This window comes from Paenibacillus sp. JZ16 (genome assembly GCF_015326965.1).
Taxonomy (GTDB): Bacteria; Bacillota; Bacilli; order Paenibacillales; family Paenibacillaceae; genus Paenibacillus_AQ.
Genome location: NZ_CP017659.1, coordinates 4,806,086 through 4,828,322 on the forward strand (window position 1 = coordinate 4,806,086; position 22,237 = coordinate 4,828,322).

At 49.1% G+C, this 22,237-nt stretch carries 17 protein-coding genes and 1 pseudogene; all 18 read left to right on the forward strand.

Annotated elements, in window-relative coordinates; translation table 11 throughout:
• Positions 1 to 80: 80 nt before the first annotated feature.
• Positions 81 to 539 carry an Hsp20/alpha crystallin family protein gene (locus tag BJP58_RS21710; RefSeq protein WP_194545025.1) on the forward strand — a complete coding sequence of 153 codons (459 nt, stop codon included), beginning with the start codon at positions 81 to 83 and terminating at the stop codon, positions 537 to 539.
• A 157-nt stretch (positions 540 to 696) separates the two neighbouring features.
• Positions 697 to 1,401, forward strand: coding sequence for a PspA/IM30 family protein (locus BJP58_RS21715; protein ID WP_194545026.1), 705 nt, complete (start codon positions 697 to 699; stop codon positions 1,399 to 1,401).
• Positions 1,402 to 1,428: 27 nt separating this feature from the next.
• A complete protein-coding gene (locus tag BJP58_RS21720) occupies positions 1,429 to 2,460 on the forward strand; it encodes a TFIIB-type zinc ribbon-containing protein (protein WP_194540512.1) in 1,032 nt (343 codons plus the stop codon).
• Positions 2,457 to 3,257 (forward strand): TPM domain-containing protein, encoded by an 801-nt coding sequence (locus tag BJP58_RS21725; protein WP_194540513.1) that lies wholly within the window; start codon positions 2,457 to 2,459, stop codon positions 3,255 to 3,257. The genes BJP58_RS21720 and BJP58_RS21725 overlap by 4 nt, the downstream gene beginning before the upstream one ends.
• 21 nt (positions 3,258 to 3,278) lie before the next feature.
• On the forward strand, positions 3,279 to 4,313 hold the full coding sequence (locus BJP58_RS21730) for an SPFH domain-containing protein (RefSeq protein ID WP_194540514.1): 1,035 nt from the start codon (positions 3,279 to 3,281) through the stop codon (positions 4,311 to 4,313).
• A 398-nt stretch (positions 4,314 to 4,711) separates the two neighbouring features.
• Positions 4,712 to 6,937 (forward strand): AraC family transcriptional regulator, encoded by a 2,226-nt coding sequence (locus tag BJP58_RS21735; RefSeq protein ID WP_194540515.1) that lies wholly within the window; start codon positions 4,712 to 4,714, stop codon positions 6,935 to 6,937.
• A gap of 174 nt (positions 6,938 to 7,111) precedes the next feature.
• Complete coding sequence (locus BJP58_RS21740; protein ID WP_071219226.1) at positions 7,112 to 8,047, forward strand: ABC transporter permease; 936 nt, start codon at positions 7,112 to 7,114, stop codon at positions 8,045 to 8,047.
• A 184-nt stretch (positions 8,048 to 8,231) separates the two neighbouring features.
• The gene (locus BJP58_RS21745; RefSeq protein ID WP_194540516.1) at positions 8,232 to 9,098 is read left to right on the forward strand and encodes a carbohydrate ABC transporter permease; all 867 of its coding nucleotides are present in this window, start codon (positions 8,232 to 8,234) and stop codon (positions 9,096 to 9,098) included.
• A 107-nt stretch (positions 9,099 to 9,205) separates the two neighbouring features.
• On the forward strand, positions 9,206 to 10,750 hold the full coding sequence (locus BJP58_RS21750; protein ID WP_194540517.1) for an extracellular solute-binding protein: 1,545 nt from the start codon (positions 9,206 to 9,208) through the stop codon (positions 10,748 to 10,750).
• Between the two features lie 42 nt (positions 10,751 to 10,792).
• Complete coding sequence (locus BJP58_RS21755; RefSeq protein ID WP_194540518.1) at positions 10,793 to 10,972, forward strand: hypothetical protein; 180 nt, start codon at positions 10,793 to 10,795, stop codon at positions 10,970 to 10,972.
• Positions 10,973 to 11,058: 86 nt separating this feature from the next.
• Positions 11,059 to 13,959 carry a DUF4855 domain-containing protein gene (locus BJP58_RS21760; protein WP_194540519.1) on the forward strand — a complete coding sequence of 967 codons (2,901 nt, stop codon included), beginning with the start codon at positions 11,059 to 11,061 and terminating at the stop codon, positions 13,957 to 13,959.
• A 525-nt stretch (positions 13,960 to 14,484) separates the two neighbouring features.
• Positions 14,485 to 14,910: pseudogene (locus tag BJP58_RS21765) on the forward strand (SPFH domain-containing protein); the annotation flags it as partial.
• A gap of 372 nt (positions 14,911 to 15,282) precedes the next feature.
• Entirely contained in the window at positions 15,283 to 15,993 is a 711-nt protein-coding gene (locus tag BJP58_RS21770) for a hypothetical protein (protein ID WP_194540520.1), read from the forward strand.
• Positions 15,994 to 16,583: 590 nt separating this feature from the next.
• The gene (locus tag BJP58_RS21775) at positions 16,584 to 16,772 is read left to right on the forward strand and encodes a hypothetical protein (RefSeq protein ID WP_012818556.1); all 189 of its coding nucleotides are present in this window, start codon (positions 16,584 to 16,586) and stop codon (positions 16,770 to 16,772) included.
• A gap of 367 nt (positions 16,773 to 17,139) precedes the next feature.
• On the forward strand, positions 17,140 to 18,249 hold the full coding sequence (locus BJP58_RS21780; protein WP_194540521.1) for a BMP family lipoprotein: 1,110 nt from the start codon (positions 17,140 to 17,142) through the stop codon (positions 18,247 to 18,249).
• 399 nt (positions 18,250 to 18,648) lie between these two features.
• Positions 18,649 to 20,181 carry an ABC transporter ATP-binding protein gene (locus BJP58_RS21785; protein ID WP_096774865.1) on the forward strand — a complete coding sequence of 511 codons (1,533 nt, stop codon included), beginning with the start codon at positions 18,649 to 18,651 and terminating at the stop codon, positions 20,179 to 20,181.
• Positions 20,174 to 21,229, forward strand: a complete 1,056-nt coding sequence (locus tag BJP58_RS21790) for an ABC transporter permease (protein ID WP_194540522.1) — start codon at positions 20,174 to 20,176, stop codon at positions 21,227 to 21,229. Before BJP58_RS21785 ends, BJP58_RS21790 begins: the two co-directional genes overlap by 8 nt.
• 6 nt (positions 21,230 to 21,235) lie before the next feature.
• A complete protein-coding gene (locus BJP58_RS21795) occupies positions 21,236 to 22,189 on the forward strand; it encodes an ABC transporter permease (RefSeq protein WP_192570011.1) in 954 nt (317 codons plus the stop codon).
• Positions 22,190 to 22,237 lie beyond the last annotated feature (48 nt).

The window sequence follows — 22,237 nt, forward strand, 5'->3', positions numbered from 1 at the left end:
GGTTTTGGCATTAATGCGTGCAAGGCATATAATAAAGGCGTAAGGTCAAACAAGGTCAAATAAGAAAGGGGAAATCTATGATGTTTGATTTGATGCCATTTGGAAAGCGCAGAGAGGATGCCTTCGGACAGCTGGTGAAGTCATTTCACGATGTCTTTAACGATGCGTTTCAAGATGAGGCGTTTGCACCGTTCAAAGGTTCGATGATGTCTTTCAAAACAGACGTTAAAGAGACGGAGCACGCTTATCTGGTTGAGGCGGAACTTCCAGGCTTTCAAAAGGACGACATCGAAATCAGCTACGCTGACCCTTACTTAACGATCAAAGCCGTTCGCAAGGAGGACCACAGCGTAGAGGATACGAAGCAGCAGATCGTCCGGAAGGAACGCCGTTATGGCGAGTATGTGCGCAGATTTTACGTGCAGAACATCGCCGAGGATCAAATTGTCGCTTCCCTGAAGGATGGAGTCCTTAAGCTTGAAATACCGAAGCAGCCGAATCCCGGTAAGAAGCGTATCCAGATTCGGGATGATATCTAATATATACACCCTCCGATCATTAGGTCGGAGGGTATTTTTTTGTTTTTCCATAGCAATAAATTTACATATATTCCATCGAATTTCGGCAATTGAAACCTTTTGTCGGTATATAGGGTATTATAGTTTAAATGTAAACTTTTCGAGGGGGACACTCATGGTGGGAATCTTATCGAGGTTTAAGGATGTTATGAAGGTGAATGTGAACGCGCTGTTGGATCGGACGGAAGATCCGGAGAAAACAGTTGATACTTATATGCGCAGCTTGAATACGGACTTGGGTAAGGTGAAAGCGGAGACGGCTTCCGTGCTCTCGGATGAGCGAAGAGCGAAGCGGGCGCTTGATGAATGTAGTAGCGAGATCAAGAAGCTGCAGCGATATGCGGAGAAGGCCGTGGAAGCGGGAAAAGAAGGCGATGCCCTGAAGTTCCTGGAACGAAAAGCGGCTCAGGCTGAGAAGCTGAGCGAACTGCAGGCAGCCTACGAATCGGCTTCCGCAAACGCCGTCAGGATGAAACAAATGCAGGATAAACTGGTGTCGGACATGAGTCAGCTGGAAGCTCGTTATGCGGAGTTGAAAGGGAAGATGGCGACTGCCAAAGTCCAGCAGAATATAAACGCCGGCCATGCATCCTCGGGCGGTGCGAATGCGGCATTCAACACGATGGAAGAGAAGGCAAACCGTGCCTTGGATGAAGCGCTGGCCCTGGCCGAGCTTCGCGCCGGAGCGAAGGAAGACGATCTGGACGATCTGATCGCTGAATTGGAGAAGAATATGAAGAAGGACGGAGCTGCTCCAATGGAGACTCCCTCTGCCCAGGATGAACTGGAAGCAATCAAAGACAAGCTGAAAAAGAAGGAATAATCATTTCATTGTTATCGAGGTGAAGAAATGCCGGTTATCGAATACAAATGCCCGAACTGCGGCAGCAGCATGGTTTTTGACGGCGATACAGGAATGTTGTCTTGCTCGAGCTGCGGAAGAAAAGATAATATCGAGGAAATTCCCGACCCGCTGAAAAAGCAGGTTTTCGTCGAGAACGAAGTGAAGGAGTATCACTGCAACAGCTGCGGGGCCGTCATCGTGACAGAGCCCGAAACCAGCGCTACGACTTGCAGCTTCTGTGGATCCGCCGTTGTACTCAGCGACCGGCTGAGCGGTGAGTTGGCTCCGGTCATGGTCATCCCGTTCTCGATTACCAAGGAAGAAGCGATGAAGGCTTTCAAGAAATGGTGCAGGAACGGTCTTCTGACGCCAAACGGATTTATGACAGCGAATCGGATCAAGGAAATTACCGGGATCTATGTGCCCTTTTGGCTATATGAGTTACATAATCGGGTTGAAGTTCATGGCCACGGCACCAAGGTGAGAACCTACACACAAGGAGATTACCAGTACACGGAGACCCAGCATTTCGATATCTACCGGAAGATTCGCTTGAACTATGTGAAGGTGCCGATCGATGCTTCGGAGAAAATGAATGATGAACTGATGGATAAGCTGGAGCCTTTCCCCTATCAGCAGCTGAAGGAATTCAAGACGCCTTATCTCGCCGGGTATATTGCCGAAAAATACAGCCATGATGAAGAGCAGCTTCTTCCGCGTGCCAAGGATAAGATCAGCTCCTACATTGATTCGTATATTTCGTCCGCGGTGTCAGGATATACAACCGTGAATTATACCAACAAGCGAATCGATACCACCTTGAAACAGGCCGATTATGTCCTCCTTCCGGTATGGATGGTGCACTATGATTACAATAAATCGGAGCATACCTTTGCGATGAATGGCCAGACGGGAAAAGTGGTCGGCAAACCGCCGATTAGCAAAGCAAAAGTGGCTGCGTGGTTTGCAGGCATTTCGGGAGTTTCGTTACTGTCATTGAAGCTGATCTCCTGGGCGATGGGAGGAGGTTTCCTGTGAGAAGACGATATGTGGTAGGGGCTGTTCTGTTCTTCCTGATTGCCTACCTGATGGTTCCGGCCTTGATGGTCAACGCTGCGGATGATAAGCCATTAATCTTTGATGAAGCCAATCTGCTCAGCCCGGAAGAACGGAATGAGCTGAATGCGATGGCGAATGAGTACGGTGCTGAACGTGAGACAGACTTTATGATACTTACGGTTAACAGCGTTCCGAATGACGATTATGAGACATGGACGGAAAACTTTTACGATGAGTACGCACCCGGGTATGACAAGCGGCACGGCAATACCGCCATTTTGACCATAGTAATGAGTGCGCGTGACGGTTCTCGTAACGTGCATTTGGAAGGTTATTATAAGGCTGAGAAGTATCTCGATCCCGGGAGACTGACCAAAATACGCAGCAAGATCACACCAGATTTGTCGAGCGGCAATTATAAGCAGGCTTTTGAAAAATACATCAAAACCGCTCATCGGTACATGGGCTTTGAGCCGGACGTGAACCCGGATAATATTATATTTAATCTCTGGTTTCAGCTGGGAGCTGCCGCTGCCATCGGCGCGATCGCCGTGGGCATCATGGCTTACCGCTCCGGTGGCCGGGTGACGGTCAACAGCCGAACCTATGAGGATGCCAGCACATCGGGGATCTTGAACCAAGAGGACCGTTATATTAGAACAACGGTAACGAAGCAGAAGATCGAGCGCAACACGAGCAGCGGCTCGGGCGGCGGAGGCGGAGGCGGCGTCAGCAGCGGCGGCCATTCGCATAGCAGCAGCAGCGGGAAATTTTAAGGGAAGGGATGGATAACATCGATGGGATTTTTCAAGAACCAATTTTCTAACGTCGTGGAATGGGAAGAGTTTAGGGACGATATGATTTTCTGGAAATGGAGCAACCGGGAGATTAAAAAAGGGAGTAAGCTGGTTATCCGCTCCGGCCAGGACGCGATTTTTGTCAATAACGGCAAGATCGAGGGGATTTTTGAGGATGAAGGCGTATATAACATCGACTCGGATATCATTCCGTTCCTTTCTACTTTAAAGGGGTTTAAATTCGGATTTAACAGCGGAATGCGCGTGGAAGTTCTGTTCGTTAACACGAAGGAATTCACCGTCAGATGGGGGACGCAGAATCCGATCCTCATTCCGACGCCTCAGCTTCCGGGCGGAATGCCGATCCGTGCCAACGGCACGTTCAATTTTAAAGTGAATGATTATGTGACGCTCATCGACAAAATAGCCGGGATGAAAGAAAGCTACTTAGTTGAGGACGTTAAGATCCGGATCACCTCGGTGCTCGATCAATTGTTGATGAAATGGATCAGCCGCGAAGGCAAGGACATGTTCAATCTGCAGGCGAACGCCTCCGATATCGCGAGAGGGATTCAAGAAGACCTTGACATGGAAGTGATGGACAACGGGATCACGATCACCGGCTTCCAGGTGATGAGCTTCAATTATCCGAAGGAAATTCAGGATATGATCACCAAGACGGCTTCCCATGAAATGATCGGCAATCTGCAAAAATACCAGCAGGTGAGCATGACGGATGGAATCGCATCCGGTAAGGTGCAAGGCGGCGGTGCGGCTTCGGATATGGCCGGCATGATGATGGGGATGAACATGGCTAATGAAATGATGAAAAACATGAATCAGAACCAGAATCAGAACAATCAGAACCGGAACAATCCGAATCAAAGCCAACAACCTCCGGCCGAGAAGGAGCCAGCCGTTCCCGCGACCGCATCCTCTTCTGAAGGAAACAAAAAGCCCAACTTCTGCCCGAACTGCGGCGCAAAGAATGAGGGGGCGAACTTCTGTCCGAATTGTGGGCAGAAGCTGAGTTGAATCCAGCAGCATGAATAGATAGATGCGCAACTTTGGGATTTGACATCAAATTGATGTCACGGTCACGGTTAAAATGATGCAAATGGTCGGTTTCTTCTATTGAATGTGAATGACCATCAAGACAGCACCCCTCGCTCATAAAGCGGAGGGTGCTGTTCTGCTATGTGTGCATATGAGTGGACCACAATTCAAAGCCCAGTTCGTGAGTGCCGTTATGCGGGTTGGCGGACATCAGATCACTTATTCCTTGGGCAGGAACGTAGGTGCTGCAGCGCGAATCCGGAGAAATAGAACTTGACGGACAAATGAGAACTAGGCAAACGGAAAAGGGGTGCATTATGATAGGACATATTGGTCGTAAGAGAACTCCTAAAGACGAAGGGGGACAGGGGGATACTATGTTCAGATCGACATCCTGGCGCATATTTGTGATAAGCGGCATCTTTTTTGCAATGACCATCATACCGTTCTCGTTGTTTCTGGCCAACCGGTTTTCTCATTTCGCATACTCGCAGATGGGGACGTTTAATCAGGACCGCATCGACGAAATGGCGGAGCGGGTCGAGTACATCCTGGCCAAGCTGAAATGGTACAGCCTGACCATGTACGAAGACCGAACCGTGCAGAATTGGATGTATGCTTCCGCCGACAATCTGCTGCAAAATGCCAGCACAATGAGGGTGTTGACGAAATATCTATCTAATGAACCTTATATTGAAACCGCTTACTTATTTAGCTTCCGTAAACATGAGGTGATCGACTCCAAAGTCGGATTGCTTTCGTTCGAGGAATTTGCCGATCAGCCGATGCTGCAGCGGATTGAGCGTACGCCAGGGACCTTCCTTCGTTATTTTGATCATCAGATAGGAAACGACACGTATTTGGCGCTTCAGCTTCCTTCGGCTCCTGTGCAGAAAAACCGCGACGGGTATCTTGTCGTCCTGTTTGACAAGAAAGAGCTGCAGAAGCATTTGATTTCAGGCGACGGAAGGGCGGATACGCTGCTTTCGATCGTGGATGATCGAGGAAGGTTGATTCTGGGGGAACGGGATGAGCATCTCGAGGAGACCATGGATAGCATCCAGCCGGGACGGAAGGGGGGTTCATTTGAGCTGAGCCGTACGGGAGGGAAAGCATTCGTCAATTATGCGCGGATGGAATCGCCGGAGTGGACCATTATATCTGTCACTGAAATGAAGCAATTCCGCGAAAAGGCCGGGGCGTTCAAAACAGTCATCATCGCTTGCTCGCTCTTACTGCTCGCGGCGCTGCTTCTGGCCGCCTATTGGAATTCGCGCCGTTTCGTCGGGCCATTTCGCCGGTTGGCGGATCAACTGCAGCGGAAGCTTGGCGTGAAGGGGGAGAACGATTACGGTGTCATTGAGCAGGGCGTCGTTATGCTTCGCGATCATTATCCGCTGATCAAGACCGAATATTTGCGGCAATGGCTGCTGCAGGGCAGGCTGACCGACGGCGCCAGAGCGGCGGTTGCGCGCGAATCGTGCCTGCTTGACTATGAGTGGCTTCGGTTGGCTGTGATCAAGATTGATTCCTATTACGAAATATCCGAGCAGTACGATTTTGTATCTCGCAAGCTGCTCAAGTATGCAATCGGTAATATCGCAGAGGAGCTGCTCGGCACAGCTGAACGGCCGATCGAGGTGGTCGATTTTGGGACCGACCATCTGGTCGTTCTGGTTGGTACGGCCAGTTCCCTCCCTGATCCCGAGTTGACCCAAGAGCTCAAGGAGCTTAGCCGTCAAGTCAGCCGTTACGTCAAGCTGGACGTGACGATCGCCGAAAGCGAAGCGCGGCGCGTACATGACGATTTACGCAAAGTATACGACGATATGAACGAACTGACATTATTCAAGTTTGTCAGCGGTGATGACAAAATCTACGTCGAACAAGACTTTGAACGGTATGCCGATTTACAGTCGCCGATCGACTCCGCCGTGCATGAAAGCTTGATCCAGACGATTCGAAGCGGCAAAGAGGAGAAGGTGCTGGCCATGCTGGACGTGGTGTTCACGCGTCTTAAGACGATGAAATATACCGAGTGTCAATTCCAACTGAAGCTGCTTCTGTTTGCGATCGTCAAATCGTTCAGCAAAGTGATGTCTATCCAGAGTGTTGAAGGGATTGAGCGCCACTTGAGGCAGTTCGCCACGCTTACTGATGTTCATGGATGGTTGAAGGAAGAAATCGGGCGGATTATCCGGCAGCTTAGCGATCAAAAGGGATTTAATCGCAAGGAAAAGCTGGTGAGGGAAATCATCGAGTACGTCCGCTACCATACCCATGACCCAATGCTGTCGGTAGACGATATCGCTGACCATATCGCTTTGTCGGCCAAATACGTCCGGCAGCTGTTTCACGAACATCATGGCATGCCTCTATCGAATTTCATCTTGAACGAGCGGCTCGGGAAGGTTAAGGAGCTGCTGGAGCAGACCAGCATGCAGGTCACCGAAATTGCAGAGCAGTCCGGTTTTCAGACGAAAAGCCACTTTTTCACTGCATTTAAAAAAGCGACCGGTATGACGCCAAGCCAATACCGCGATAGCAAGGCGAGCGAGCGGATGGAGCGGACGCGGCAGATAGCCGGGAACTCTGCGAATTAGAAAGGTCAACGGGCGATTGAGAACCGGCCAGACCAATAACAACCGGTCGAACGCTTGCGAATCTGCCGCGTGAGAACCAGATCCGGCCAATGAGAACTAGGCAGGCAGCAGCCGTGAATGCTACGATGGCTCCGTTCGAATCCTGCAAGCCGCACAAGAAAGGAGGGACGTTCTTTGGAGCGACGTAGAAGGTTCGGCGGGTCGTTTGTGCACGAGCTGTCGCGGAACCGGTATTTGTACTTGCTGGCACTGCCCGGCATTGCGTTTCTGGTCGTATTTGCGTATATGCCCATGGCTGGGCATCTGCTCGCCTTCCAGGATTACCGGCTATCCGATGGAATATGGGGGAGCGAATGGGTCGGATTTAAGAACTTTGAGTTTTTCTTCAATGGGAAAGACTGGCTGCGGGTGACGCTGAATACCGTTTTCCTGAATGCACTGTTTCTCGTAACCGGTCTCGGCAGCGCGGTCGTGCTGGCTATCTTTCTGAATGAAATCCGTAACAGGCTGTTCAAGCGAATCACGCAATCGTTTATTTTTTTACCGTATTTCATTTCTTGGCTTGTCGTCAGCATGATGACGTTGACACTATTCAGTACATCCGAGGGGCTCATTAACCGCGCGCTTGCCGCCCTTGGCTACGAAGGAGTGGACTGGTATTTGACGCCTGGCGTATGGCCGTATATCTTAACCGTCATTAGCGCCTGGAAGATTGCTGGCTATAATTCCATTATTTTTTTGGCCGTCATTACGGGCATCTCCTCGGAATATTACGAGAGCGCCCGAATAGAAGGCGCCAGCCGGATGCAGCAGATGCTCTACATAACGCTGCCGTTGATGCGGCCGACCGTGATGATATTGGCGCTGCTTGGCATTGGCCGTATTTTCTACGGTGATTTCGGCATGATTTACGCGATCATCGGAGATAACGGCATACTCTTTCCAACGACAGATGTCATCGACACGTATGCGTTTCGTGCGCTGAGGCAGCTGGGGAATTTCAGCATGTCCGCTGCCGTTGTCGTGTACCAGTCCTGCATGGGGCTTGTCACGATTCTGATCTTCAATGCGATCGCGCGCAAGGTGGACGCGGATTCAAGACTATTCTAAAAGGAAGGTTGGGCGAGTTGGCATGAGGCCGGATTCGGGCTTTTCGATCGCTGTTGTTCCCGAATCGTTATGATCGTATAAGCTCGTTAAGCGGATACGATTCGGGAACAAGGCGACCACTTGCGTTTCTCCAGCTCCGAACCGGCCCTTTGCTTCAGTCCCAACCAGTTAAGGTGTGATCGAAGTGAGAGAACGGTTGTTTCTTGTTTTGATGTACGCAGTGCTGGGCGCTTTTGCGCTGTTTTGCTTCATTCCGTTCTGGATTGTGTTCATCAACTCGTTCGCCGATGAATCGCTACTGCAGACGGCGGGGTACCAGTTGCTGCCGAGCAAATTCAGCCTCCATGCGTACAAATTTCTGTTTTCCGGCAAGCAGGTGTTTCTAAGCTACGGCATTACGATTATCGTGACGATCGCCGGCACGGTGCTGGGCGTCCTCTTGACAGCTGCCTATGCGTACACGCTAAGCCACCGGAAAGTGAAGTACCGCCATATTTTATCGTTTCTAACCTTCCTGACGATGCTGTTCGGCGCAGGACTGGTCGGCTTTTACATGCTGATCGCCAACTGGCTGCAGCTGAAAGACTCGGTGTGGGCGCTCATTTTGCCCTATCTGCTTAATCCGTTCTATGCCTTCATTCTTGTCTCTTACTATCGGACGCTGCCGTATGAATTGAATGAAGCTGCGACTGTGGACGGCGCCAATGATCTCTTTATTTTCTTTCGCATCATCTGGCCGATTTCGCTGCCTGTTATCGCCACGGTGAGTCTGTTTTACGCGCTGCAATATTGGAACGATTGGTACTTGTCATTGCTGTTTATCGACAATCACAAAATGCTGCCGCTGCAGATGATGATCCGCCAGCTTATGTCCAATTTGAATGTTATGGCTTATGTGAGCGGGAGCCAGACGCAGTACAACGTCGTCGTGCCGACCTATGGCATGCAGCTGGCGATCGTCTGCGTTACCATCGGCCCGATCGTGTTCGTCTATCCCTTCATCCAGCGCTTCTTTATTAAAGGCTTGACGCTTGGTTCGGTAAAAGGGTAGAGCGGCAAACGTGAAGGCGTTTGGCCGGTTCGAGCTTTCAATCGCTGCTGTTTATGAACCGGCTCATCCGCCTGTTTTCTCTATTATTGATTCAGGGGGAAGGAGCCATGAAAAGATTATTGTCCATCGCGCTTGTGTTATTGATCGCGCTCGTCGCGATTGCCGGTTGTTCGGGGAAGAACGAAGGGGAAGGGAAGGCGCCTGGGCCGTCGGGTCAAACCGGAGACAGCGCCGGCGGTGACGCCAAACTTGAAGAGGTGACCCTGAAAATCATGATTCCCGGCGATCGGCCGTCGGATATGGATTTGGTCATCGCCGAAGCAGAAAAACGGATGAAGGATACGATCAACGTCAAACTCGACGTCGTCTTCGTACCCTGGTCCGATCTGGCGCAAAAGACACAGGTGACGCTTGCTTCCGGCGAAAACATCGATCTCATCTTCGATGCGCCATGGCTGCATATCAACCAAATGATCGCTAACGGATTCTATGAACCGCTGGATGACCTGTTGGCCCAGTACGGCCAAACGGTGCTGGAGAAACGGCCGCAGCAAATGTGGGACTACAACAAATACGGCGGCAAAATTATGGCCGTTCCGCTCGGCGTCAGCTACATGTCCGGCAATTCCTACATGGTGCGCAAAGATATTCGCGAGAAGCTCGGCGTACCGCCGATTAAAACCTATGAAGATTTGATCGCTTTCGCCTACAAGGTGAAAGAGCAGGAGAAAGGCATCATCCCGATGACCGCAGGCTCCGGCACTTATTCATTTGTCGCTCACCATGCGCTGAACGATTACGAAACCCATGTCAGACCAACCCACGCCCTGGGCAACAGCCTGATGCTCTATTACAAGAACAATGACGGCAAAGTTTACAATTTGCTGGAGGATCGGGAGCCGATCGGAACGTGGCTGACGAACACGCGCAAATGGTTTACTGACGGTCTGATTTTCAAGGACATTTTGACGACAAAAGATTTTCATCAGCCGATCTCGGCAGGCAAAGTGGCAATCGTCACGAACGGCGCGTTCGGCATCGGCGATTCCCTCAAGAACACGTTAAAGAACAATGTGCCGGACAGCGAGCTGGAGACGGTCACCTTCTTTAATCCGGAGAAGGGCGCGAACATCACCGACTTCAAACAGTGGAACTTTCTGGCCGTTCCGAAGGTAAGCAAGAATAAGGAGCGGGCGATTATGTTCCTGAACTGGGCGAATGAGAAGGAAAACTACGACCTGCTTTCTTACGGAATCGAAGGGAAGCATTGGGAAGCGGTAGGCGACGACAAAATGAAAACCCTGGATACGTCCGGCTACTCTGCTTTCGGCTATGTTTGGCTGTGGAATCCCGTCGATGAGCGGAGTGATGTGAAGGGCGAAAATGAGGAGTTGAACGCTGTGCTTAAGGATGCCGACATGTTCACGACCGATATTTTGGCCGGCTTCGAATTTGACAGTACCCCGGTGCAAAACGAGGTCAGCCAGTACAATACAGTCGATGGGCAATACTACACGGCGCTGTTCAACGGGGTTATCGATCCGGACGAGACATTGAAGAAATTTGAAGCGGAAGCCGGCCCTGCCCTCAAAAAAATTCAGCAGGAGCTGCAAAAGCAGATTGATGAGTTCCTGGCGGCGAAGGCGAAATAGAACAGAATCACTTGAACACGGATAAACCAAGTTTGCTTATCCATGCCTAAGAACCGCCCGAAGTGCGGAGTGTTGGCTGCGCTGTACTACTGCTGTTGCCAATGGAACCTCCGCATCGCTGGCGGCACTGGATGCGGCGGTGACGGCTTCCTCTTCCGGAGGAAGCCGATCTTATACGCTTTGCTGCTTGCTTATGGCGGAATTCGCGAAAGGGGGGATTAAAATTTAGCGTTCACCCGGAACAGAAATAAGGGTTTAAAGTTTTTGATATTTCTGTACTCGAGAATAAAGAAAAGGAGCTGGCCTTGATGAATTTGAATAAAAAATGGCTATCCGGATTAATGGCAGCCGTATTACTACTGACTCCGCTCTCTGCGGTTCAGGCGAAATCGCTTGTTCCGGATGTGACCGTCCTGCAGGCGGCAGGTGCAGACCAGATGGAAGCAGGAAAGGATACAGGTCATCCACAGGTCGAACTAGATCAACTGACGGATGCTGGTGAACCGGCAGCGGAACAGGCACCACAAGCAATAGACGAAAATCAAGCGGCAGCATCTTCGGCAGTGCAGGAGACGCAATTTCGCAATCTCGCGGCAGGCCTTCCGTATGAATGGTCTGAAGCTCCGGAAGCTTCGCATCCCGATGAGGGATACAAGCTTACGGACGGAAAATACGGCGCATTGGATATGAACGACCCGGCATGGGTAGGACATCTGCGAGGAAAGGCTCGCGAAGTCGTGTTCGATCTCGGTGAGGAAAAGTCAATTGGAAAGATCACGGCTAATTTCTTTCAAGATTTTCCTACGAATTCGATTCTCGTGCCGCTGTCGGTATCGATGTATGTCTCCGACGATAAGGAAAATTGGGGGCTGCTTTCCCATAACGCTACGCAGCTTCTGTGGGGAGAAGGACCGCCCAGACAGGAGACCTTTGAATGGGATGGCAACCGGGATGGAATCAAAGGCGGGAATACGGAAGGCAAGCTGGCTTATGCCCGTTATGTGAAGGTGACCTTTTATATGCATCCTACACAGTGGGAATATATTGACGAAATCGAAATTATGGGTATGGACGGCAAGATTGAAGGGGCGGTAAAGGTTCCTGCCGAGCAGCCTCGTTTTTTGGAGCCGGGGGAAGCTACGGCCGGGATCCGGAATCTGAATCTGTTTTATAACGGACAATATGCGAATGGTTTGGGCGATTGGAATAAGGAACGGATTATCCCTAATATCAGTTATGTGAATAAAGACGGCGAGCCGGTCGATTGGCTTTATGACGGCGTTCTATATCTCGGGATTGCTTCGCCTGCCGGTCGCGATTTCGGTCAGGGACAAACGAACCTGGACGATTGGAAATGGTATTTGGATAAAACATTTGCAGCCACGGGCGATATGCAGCAGTTGAATGAGGCTGCCAAGGAAGTTGGGGCCAAGCTGAAACAGCCCGATCATCAAGTCAAGGTTGTGTTAATGATTCCGAATCCAGGGGAATCCTTAACTGATTTTGGCGACATTGACGGTAGCGGTTCCTTGAATTTCAACGACTCCGTCGTAGGCAAAGAAAAAGCGGCTGAAAACAGAGGAAAAGCGGTGCAGTGGTGGCTAGACCAGGCCCGGCAAAGATGGCAGGCTGCCAACTACTCGAATCTTGAGCTTGTCGGCATGTACTGGATGCCGGAACAAATCGACATATCCGAATCGGGACCGGACATCGCTCGCATGGTGTCGGATAAAGTGCACGCCATGAACATGAAGGTTTTCTGGATTCCACACTCCTATGCTTACAAAATGTTTATGTGGAAAGACGTAGGGTTCGATGCCGCGGCGCTTCAGCCTAACTATTTCTTTGGCGGAATGGATTCCGACCGTCTGGACGATGCTACGGATACTGCAAAGCGTTACGGAATGGGGAACGAAGTTGAATTTGATGACGGAATGCTGACAGATCCCGTACTTCGTCAGCGTTTTGTCGAATACTTGGACAGCGGCGTCAGATCCGGTCTGATGCAAAATGGCTTCAGAGCTCACTATCAAGGCAATAATGCAGTATACAACTTAGGGGTAAGCAAGGATCCAAGTTTGCGTTTAATGTATGACTGGCTGTACCAGTATTTGAACGGAACGTACGCCATCGATAGCAGCCCGGCGCCGGAGACGATGGCGGAGGTTGTACAGCGTTATGTCGCATCGAACGAAATCAAGCCGGCTTTTGGTAATGATTTGACGTATCGATTGCAGACCATCAAACTTCTTCTGGACGATAACAAGCCGAAGGAAGCCGTGACGTATATGCAGGATCTTCTCGCGCACATTCACGACCCGGCCGTCCAAGCGCAAGGTTTGATTTCGGTCCCGGCCGCAACGGTGCTTGATTCCTACGCCCAAGTTCTCATTCAAACCTGGTCTGACGGAGGGGGACCCAGCAATCTGGTTCTTGGCCAAAGCTATACAATTTCACAGCAGCCTAACAGCAACTATCCCGATTCCGGGAACGCACTTACGGACGGCCGATTCGGCGGGACGGATTACCGCACCGAGCAGTGGCAGGCCCATGCGGGAAGCGACTACCCTGACGAACGAAGCCGCACCATCACGTTTGATTTGGGCGGCAACAAATCGATCGGGGAAATTAGAGCCCATTTTCTTCAGGATAAAGGACCCGGCATCTATTTCCCTCAGAACGTCACTTTTTCCGTTTCATCTGACGGCGAGTCCTGGAGCACACTGGCAACCGTTACTCCGCCACCGGCACAGGAGGCTGCCTCGGCCGAGTTCGTGGGTTGGTACGGAATAACAGACGGCGTGCCGGGGAACGCGGGAGCCGATAAAGTGTCTGCCCGCTATGTTAAAGTCGAATTCCCGGTCAACGTCTGGGTCTTCCTGGATGAAATCGAAGTTCTCGGCATTGACGGCCCGGCGGGGGGCGGCACTTCAATCGACGGCGCAAGAGCCGTGGTGGATGCCGCTGCGAAGAAATTGACGATCGACGGTCTGGTCGTGAACGGCAGCCAGTCCCAAGTGAATTTAAAAATACTCGATTCAAAAGGGAAAGTCCGGTACGAAGGTCAGACGACCAGTACGGAAACGGGAAGTTTCGAATTCACGATCAAGCTTACCGGCAATTTAAAGGGAACCTGCGACGCCTATCTGTCTATGGAAGGAATGTCGGATCCCGTTAAGATTTCATTCGAGTACAATAAAAAGGACTGATGAGTTATGTCCAGCACGAGTTCAGATTCCGCATATGGGCTGATTTCCATGATGTTGATTTAGGATGAGGGCATTCCATGACAAAATTCTGTCGCGGCACAGACTGATTGCAATCCTGAGATTGCTACGAAAGTAGGGAAGAAAAATACCAACACCATATTAATTTATTGATTGAGTCTTAATCCCCATGATTGAAGTCATGGGGATTTTTTTGTTTATACGCATAAACACTAAAAGATTGACAAAACGCAGTGGATAGTAAACACTTAAGATGACTAAATATCCAAATTAAGGAATGATTTTTAGAAAATATTGCCGATTTCTAGAGAAAATTAATATTTTTTTCCTAATATCTTAATCTTTTAGAAATCTTTTACGTATTAATACCGATAATATAAATAGATGTCTTTAAATTGGGTTTTAAGTTGGATTAAACTCTAAAATCTAGTTACAAAGGACTATTTCGAGAGGAGGTGATAATCGTGGCAATTACTCTAGTAAAAGGCCAGAAAGTTGATCTAACCAAACGCCTCCGATATCGCCAGAGGGATTCGGGAAGACCTGAACATGGAAGTGATGGATAACGGAATGACAATTACCGGTTTTCAGGTGATGAGTTTCAATTATCCGAAGGAAATTCAGGACATGATCACGAAGACGGCTTCCCATGAAATGATCGGCAATCTGCAAAAGTACCAGCAGGTCAGCATGACGGACGGGATCGCGTCCGGCAAGGTGAAAGGCGGCGGTGCAGCTTCGGATATGGCCGGCATGATGATGGGGATGAACATGGCCAATGAAATGATGAAAAATATGAATCAGAACCAGAATCAGAATAATCCAAACCAGAACAATCAGAACCGGAACAACCCGAATCAAAGCCAACCGAACTGCGGCGCGAAGAATGAAGGGGCGAACTTCTGCCCGAATTGTGGGCAGAAGCTGAGTTGAACTGATGCTAGTACCATGAATCGTTGAGGAACATGGGCAGCGTGTTCAATGATTGGAACGAAACAAATGGCGGTTTTCTTCTAGTGGAAATGAGTTTACCCTCATAACAGCACCCCTCGCTCATAAAGCGAAGGGTGCTGTTATGTTTCATGATCGGTAGTTTTATTATCTTAGTGAAGAAAGAAATTATTTATTCGTTTCAAAAGTTGAAATATAAATATATTTACCATTAAAATATCATAAGTTTTTGAAATATATTACATTTAAATATCAATTATGGTATAATAAGGTTGTAACTCCTAAATATTGACGAAAGGAGGTAGGGTGTTCCTTCTTTAATGAATATAAAATTTTAAATAAGGAGAGATTTCAATGAAAAAAGTATTATCAATTATTACGATTTTGACACTTTTTATTGTTGGTAATAGCTATATGTTTGCATCGGAAAGTTATGGTGATGAAATTACTCTTTCAAGCAATGAAATTACTCGTATTAAATCGTTACTATCAGAATACGACGTCAGTATTGAAACTCAAACATATCTGATGAATAAGCTTGAAAATGGTGAAAAGTGGGATTCAGAAAAAGGGATTGAACCTGTGTCTACCCATACAATTGTTAAAAATAATGGCACTGAGGAAATAGTTGAAACATTTCCAGATGGTTCAATAGCTATATCAGGAGTAGATTTATCTACTGCAGAAGTTTCAACTGATATCATAGTCACACCCTATGATTTAGATCCAGGTAGTATAAGTTCGGGTTCTGGATATACGAGCTATAGAGGCGCAAAAGTATATAAAAACACAGCATTTATAGGCGCTCAATTTTATGCTGATTTTACACAGGTAAATGGTGGAATGAGTTATATATCTAGAGTTTATGATGAAAAAGTACATGCATTAACATTGGGTGGTTCTATAGGTGATGTGAGCTTACAACTTGTAAGGGATAGGGAAAATCTTAATTATGATGCAGAAGCAAAATTAAGCTTTGTTGCAAATGCTTGGGCCGGAGGTACAAATTGCTATTTAAAACTTGTGGTAGGTAAAGGTACATATTCTACCCCATATAGTTATTAGTATAAGTATATAAAAACTTTTAAAATGTAGAACTTCCTTTTAAAAGGGTAGTTCTACATTTTTTTAATTTACTCTTTTGGTTTGTTAACCTACACAAAGAAAAAGTATACAGATGCTAAATGGCTATTATTGCAATGCCTCGTTACGGGGAGAGCGTGCAACAGTGAATTTGAAGAAAATACCTAATAGTTGGCTACGTTCAACAAGAAGTCTGGATTCTTGGCTGGTGTAGTGCTTGTACTTCATATAGAAGGATGAACAAGCTGGCTTTTTTCGATCAGTATTTTAAATGGATTCACTTTTCATTATACCTGGATTTAGGAGCGACTGCCAGAGTTTGGAAGTTGTTCAAACATTCTATGTGGATCCCTCTTCCAAAATCCAAGATCTTCGGTAAGCATGCAGTAAATAATCAAATTTTTCTGTTAGGTTTGTTTTCTCATGAATCACGTGATTGTTTATATTTCTGAAAATCTATTCATTAATGTAAACGCATACTTATTCATGGTATAATGCATCTAATAGATTAAGCGATTTAGTGGTTTGGGGTTCTTATAATGCTGCAAATCTGGCCTGGGGGTGTTGCGAGGATGAAAAGGTACAGCGTGTGGCGTCCGGTCATGCTGATTGCGGTGGCGCTGCTTACGAATAACTTGGTTACGAGTTTGGCGGGCGTGTTTGGCATGTCGCCGGAGTCGGCGAGCAATCTGGGTTTTATCGCGATGATTATTGCCGCATTCATTACATACAACCGCATGATGAAAATCCGTCGCAAGTGAATAATCATTCAAAGCCATTCATCGAATGAACCGCATGTTTATAAGCACCTTGCCGAGGTGCTTTCTTTTCGTAAAGCGCATTTATTTTTTACCAAATCAAAGGGTCCAAAACCTTGCGCACGCTGCGTATCACACCGACTGTAACCCCCGTGTTATCTATAAAAACCGTTAAATCAACGATACGAAAATTACGCCTCCCTATCTCTACTAGAATTGGAATAAAACATGTCTTAAACGTTTCACCGCGGCACAGATGCAGTTTGACAGATTCCCCCAAATTTATGTTGAAAAGGGTCTATTTTATTAATATATTGTAAATAGCGCGAATCTAGTATTCGGGCATATATACCTAGGAGGGTTATCCTTAATGAAAAAAGGGGTCATATCATTAATCAGTTTGGCGTTATCTGTCACAATGCTGGCGGGCTGCGGCGATAAACCGGCGTCAGAGCCAAGCGGCGGCGCAGGCGGCGACGCACCTAAGGCAAACTTCAAGGTAGGGATGGTTACGGATGCGGGAACCATCGATGACAAGTCGTTTAACCAAGGCACATACGAAGGAATCGTGAAGGCCAATGAGGACTTCAAAATGGAGCATAAATACCTGAAGCCAGCTGGACAGACAGAGGCTGACTATTCGAAGGAAATTGTAAACCTTTACGATGCCGGATTTAAATTCATCGTAACGCCAGGCTTCAAATTCGAGACAGCTGTGTTTAAAGCACAGGAAAAGTACACAGACGCTAAATTCGTTATTATCGATGGATCACCACGCCCTACAGCTGACGCCGATCCAGTTGTTAAGGAAAATACCGTATCCATCTTCTTCGCAGAGCAGGAGTCCGGCTTCCTCGCTGGTGTAGCTACTGCGCTTCATGTGAAGGATGGACAAGCAGGCTTTATCGGCGGCATGGAAATTCCACCTGTACAGAAGTTCAACTGGGGCTTTCAGCAGGGTGTAGCTTATGCTAACGAGAATCTTGGCACGAAACTAGTAATTAACAAAGAAAACGTGGTATACCAAGGAACCTTTGACGATACTGCAGCAGGCAGCCAATTGGCGGCACAGATGTATGACCGCGGCGTAAATGTTATTTTTGCAGCAGCAGGCGGCGTTGGCGTCGGTGCGATTAACGAAGCGAAGACTCGCGTGCAGCAGGGATCCGAAGTTTGGATCGTCGGCGTCGACGTTGACCAATACCAAGACGGCGTATACGAAGGCGACAAGTCGGTTGTACTGACTTCGGCTGTCAAGAAAATCGACCATGCGGCTTACGATATGATCAAAGCTGAATTGGAAGGCAAATTCCCGGGCGGACAGACGCTTACACTGGATGCGACCAATGATGGCGTCGGACTTCCTGAGAATAACCCGAACCTGAGCGAGGACGTTCTGAAGCAAGTAGACGAAGTGTTTGCCAAGATCAAAGCCGGCGAAATTAAAGTAGCCGCAGAGCAAGGCGATTTGATTAAGTAATTCAAGACACCAAGGTTATCTACGGAGTGGATAGGCTTACTTTTAAAAGCAGCGATACCGCATGAAAAAAAGACGGATTCCCTTCCGTCTTTTTTTAAGGTATTAGAATTTATAAGTTATTTCAGCGAAGCGTAAGCAAATTCTGTAATCGCATGTATATGTTTTGGGGCCCCTGCAAAGTATTTGCAACAAGCATCGAAGCATAGGCTCCACTTTGTGGGGCTATTTTAGGTATCAGACCGTATCACCGGCGCAAGCGATTGCATCCTGATATTGAATGGAGAATGATCCTCTATGGAACTGCGTTCTGCTGTTTGGAAGTGAGTCGCTCTGCGTCTTTTAGCGGTTAATAATGAACAGGAAGATATCCAACAAAAAAGAAGGAGAGGACCCAAAACCATGGACTATGTTGTCGAGATGGTGGGCATCCGCAAGGAATTTCCGGGGATCGTGGCCAATGACGATATCACGATTCAACTGAAGAAAGGCGAGATTCACGCGCTGCTCGGCGAGAACGGTGCCGGCAAGTCGACCCTGATGAGCATCCTGTTTGGCATGTACCAGCCTGACCGTGGCGTGATCAAAGTCAACGGCAAGGACGTGCGGATTTCGAATCCGAACGTCGCGAACAAACTCGGAATCGGGATGGTGCATCAGCATTTCAAATTGGTGGAGCCGTTTACCGTGACCGAGAATATTATTCTCGGCAGCGAGACGCGCAAGTATTACTTTGGTTTAGACGTGAGATCCGCAGCCAAGCGGGTCGAGGAGCTGTCCAAACGATACGGGCTCAACGTAGACCCCTATGCCAAAATCGAGGATATCTCGGTAGGGATGCAGCAGCGCGTGGAAATTCTAAAAATGCTGTACCGCGATGCGGAAGTGCTCATATTTGACGAGCCCACGGCGGTGCTGACCCCTCAGGAAATCGAAGATTTGCAGGGCATTATGAAGAACTTGGTCAACGAAGGCAAATCCATCATTCTGATCACGCATAAATTGAAAGAAATTAAAGCGGTTGCGGACCGCTGTACCGTCATCCGCCGGGGTAAAACAATCGGCACCGTTGACGTAGCCGACACGAGCCGCGAAGCGATGGCCGAAATGATGGTAGGCCGCAGCGTTTCCTTTAAGGTGGACAAGCAGGAGAGTAACCCTGGTAAAGCCGTTCTTCAGATCCAGTCACTTACGGTGAAAAACAGTAAAAAAGTCGAAGCACTCAAAGGATTTAGCTTGGATCTGCATGCCGGCGAGATCGTGGGCATTGCCGGCGTGGACGGCAACGGTCAAACGGAACTGGTGGAAGCCATTACCGGCTTGCGTCAAGCGGAGAGCGGGACGGTGAGCCTGAATGGTAAGACGCTTAACGGACTTTCCGTCCGTCAGCGGAACGAGAGCGGAATCGGCCACATTCCGGAGGACCGCCAGAAGAGGGGCCTCGTGCTGGATTATACGATTGAAGAGAATTTGATCCTTGAGGTATATAACCGCCCACCGTATTCCAAGAACGGGCTGCTGCAGCCGGCAGCGATCCGCAAGCATGCGGAGCATATCATTCAGAGCTTTGATGTGCGTTCCGGAACGGGCGGCCGGTCGATCGTGCGTTCGATGTCCGGCGGTAACCAGCAAAAAGCAATCATCGGCCGCGAGGTAGAACGCGATCCGGATCTGCTTATTGCCGTTCAGCCGACCCGGGGCCTTGACGTAGGCTCGATTGAATATATTCACCGTCGTCTGATCGAACAGCGGGACAAGGGGAAGGCCGTTCTGCTGGTTTCCCTGGAGCTTGATGAAGTGCTGAATCTGTCGGACCGCATTGCCGTTATTAATAACGGTGAACTGGTAGGTATCGTAAAAACCTCCGAAACGAACGAAAGAGAGCTCGGACTGATGATGGCCGGGTATCAAAAAGAGGAGGCACCACATGAATAACAGCGTAAAATCGTTGCTTGCCGTCCTGTTCGGACTCATCGCGGGGGCATTGCTTATGGCGCTGACCGGGCATAATCCGGTGGAAGGATATAAGTATCTCCTCCAAGGCGGGCTCAAAAATCCGGAGCGGATCGGTAATACGCTGGCGACGGCGACTCCGCTTATTTTGACCGGTTTGTCCGTGGCTTTTGCCTTCCGTACCGGGCTGTTCAATATCGGTGCTGCGGGCCAAATGCTAATCGGCGGGTTCTGCGCAACGGCTGTTGGCCTTTCACTTGATCTGCCGCGGGCTCTGCTCCTGTTGGTCATGGTGCTGGTCGGGTTCATCGGCGGCGCGCTATGGGCGGTTGTCCCAGGTTTCCTGAAGGCTAAATATAACGTGCATGAGGTCGTGTCCACGATCATGATGAACTGGACGGCCTACTGGACCGTTTATTATGTCATTCCGGGTTACTTCAAAGGGGCGAGCCTGGAGACGGAATCGCGCCAGCTTCCGCCGGAAGCCATGCTGCATCAGCAGTGGCTTAGCGATATGTTTCAAGGCTCCTATGTCAATCTGGGCTTTTTTATCGCGGTCATTGCTGTTCTGGTCGTCGCTTTCCTTATTAACAAAACAACGCTCGGATACGAATTGAAAGCGGTTGGATTCAACCGGCACGCTTCCGAATATGCGGGGATCGCTGTTAAACGCAGCATCGTGCTGTCTATGTTCATCTCCGGCGGCCTCGCGGGCCTCGCGGGTGTTGCACAGTATGCGGGGAATGCCTCCAGCATGCAGATCGGCGTGCTGCCGAGCCAAGGCTTTGACGGCATTGCCGTCGCTCTGCTCGGAATCAACGCACCTATCGGTGTTTTGGTATCGGCCCTGTTCTTCGGAATTCTCTACTCGGGCAGAGGGTTTATGAATGCCATGACGGAGATCCCGCCGGAAATCGCCGATTCGATTATCGCCATCATTATCTATTTTGCGGCAACCAGCATCTTGATCGAACGATTATACCGTAAATTGAAGCTGCGACGCGCGGCAAATAAAAAGCAGGGGGAGTAAGGACATATGTGGACAACGATTGAACAGATTTTTCCGTATGCCATCGCTTACACGATCCCGCTTTTGATTACCGCGTTAGGCGCACTGTTCAGTGAACGAAGCGGGGTCGTGAATATCGGCCTTGACGGGTTAATGATTGTCGGTTCTTTCATCGGTGCCTTTGTCATTTTCAAAATGCAGGCCCAATGGCCTGGCCAATCATGGGTATTATGGGTAGGCCTGTTGGCGGCGGCGGCAGCGAGCGCGCTATTCTCGCTGCTGCATGCCTTTGCCAGCATTAACCTTAGTGCCAATCAGATCATAAGCGGTACGGCGATCAACATGATTGCGGGTGCCTTGACGATTTTCCTTGCCCGTAACATTACGGGCAGCGGCAAGATTACGATCACGAATGGTTTCGCACCGTTTGATGTGCCCTTGCTGTCTAAGATACCGGTTATCGGGGATTTATTCTTCACCAAAACCTATGCAACAACCTGGCTTGTTCTATTAGTATTAGTGCTAAGCGCGCTCATATTGTACAGAACACCTTTCGGTCTGCGGCTCCGCTCCTGCGGCGAGCATCCGCACGCGGCCGAAGCAGCCGGTATTAAGGTGCAGTCCATGCGGTATGTGGGCGTCATGATCTCGGGTGCTTTTTCCGGACTCGGTGGGGCTGTCATTCTGTTGACGTATTCCGGCGAATTTACGGGGAACGTTGCGGGACTCGGGTTCCTGGCTCTGGCATCCCTCATCTTCGGACAATGGAAGCCGCTCGGCATCCTGCTGGCGACCTTGTTCTTCGGATTTGCCACGACGGTAGCCAACGTATCGCAGGTCATTCCGTCCTTGGCGGTGATCCCGCCGGTCATTCTCAAGATTTTCCCTTATATCGTCACGCTGATCGCGCTCGTAATTTTCTCCAAATCCTCGAATGCGCCGAAAGCCGTAGGGGAGCCGTTCGATTCAGGTAAACGGTAACGCATTGCGCAAGTCGATGTAAGACAAATAGAACCTCTGATATGCCTA

Excerpts from the sequence above, each read along its gene's own strand:
- BJP58_RS21785 (WP_096774865.1), top strand. The coding sequence starts at position 18,649 with ATGGACTATGTTGTCGAGATGGTGGGCATCCGCAAGGAATTTCCGGGG.
- BJP58_RS21735 (WP_194540515.1), top strand. The coding sequence starts at position 4,712 with ATGTTCAGATCGACATCCTGGCGCATATTTGTGATAAGCGGCATCTTT.
- BJP58_RS21770 (WP_194540520.1), top strand. The coding sequence starts at position 15,283 with ATGAAAAAAGTATTATCAATTATTACGATTTTGACACTTTTTATTGTT.
- BJP58_RS21750 (WP_194540517.1), top strand. The coding sequence starts at position 9,206 with ATGAAAAGATTATTGTCCATCGCGCTTGTGTTATTGATCGCGCTCGTC.
- BJP58_RS21720 (WP_194540512.1), top strand. The coding sequence starts at position 1,429 with ATGCCGGTTATCGAATACAAATGCCCGAACTGCGGCAGCAGCATGGTT.
- BJP58_RS21755 (WP_194540518.1), top strand. The coding sequence starts at position 10,793 with ATGCCTAAGAACCGCCCGAAGTGCGGAGTGTTGGCTGCGCTGTACTAC.
- BJP58_RS21710 (WP_194545025.1), top strand. The coding sequence starts at position 81 with ATGTTTGATTTGATGCCATTTGGAAAGCGCAGAGAGGATGCCTTCGGA.
- BJP58_RS21780 (WP_194540521.1), top strand. The coding sequence starts at position 17,140 with ATGAAAAAAGGGGTCATATCATTAATCAGTTTGGCGTTATCTGTCACA.
- BJP58_RS21795 (WP_192570011.1), top strand. The coding sequence starts at position 21,236 with ATGTGGACAACGATTGAACAGATTTTTCCGTATGCCATCGCTTACACG.
- BJP58_RS21730 (WP_194540514.1), top strand. The coding sequence starts at position 3,279 with ATGGGATTTTTCAAGAACCAATTTTCTAACGTCGTGGAATGGGAAGAG.
- BJP58_RS21775 (WP_012818556.1), top strand. The coding sequence starts at position 16,584 with ATGAAAAGGTACAGCGTGTGGCGTCCGGTCATGCTGATTGCGGTGGCG.
- BJP58_RS21790 (WP_194540522.1), top strand. The coding sequence starts at position 20,174 with ATGAATAACAGCGTAAAATCGTTGCTTGCCGTCCTGTTCGGACTCATC.
- BJP58_RS21760 (WP_194540519.1), top strand. The coding sequence starts at position 11,059 with ATGAATTTGAATAAAAAATGGCTATCCGGATTAATGGCAGCCGTATTA.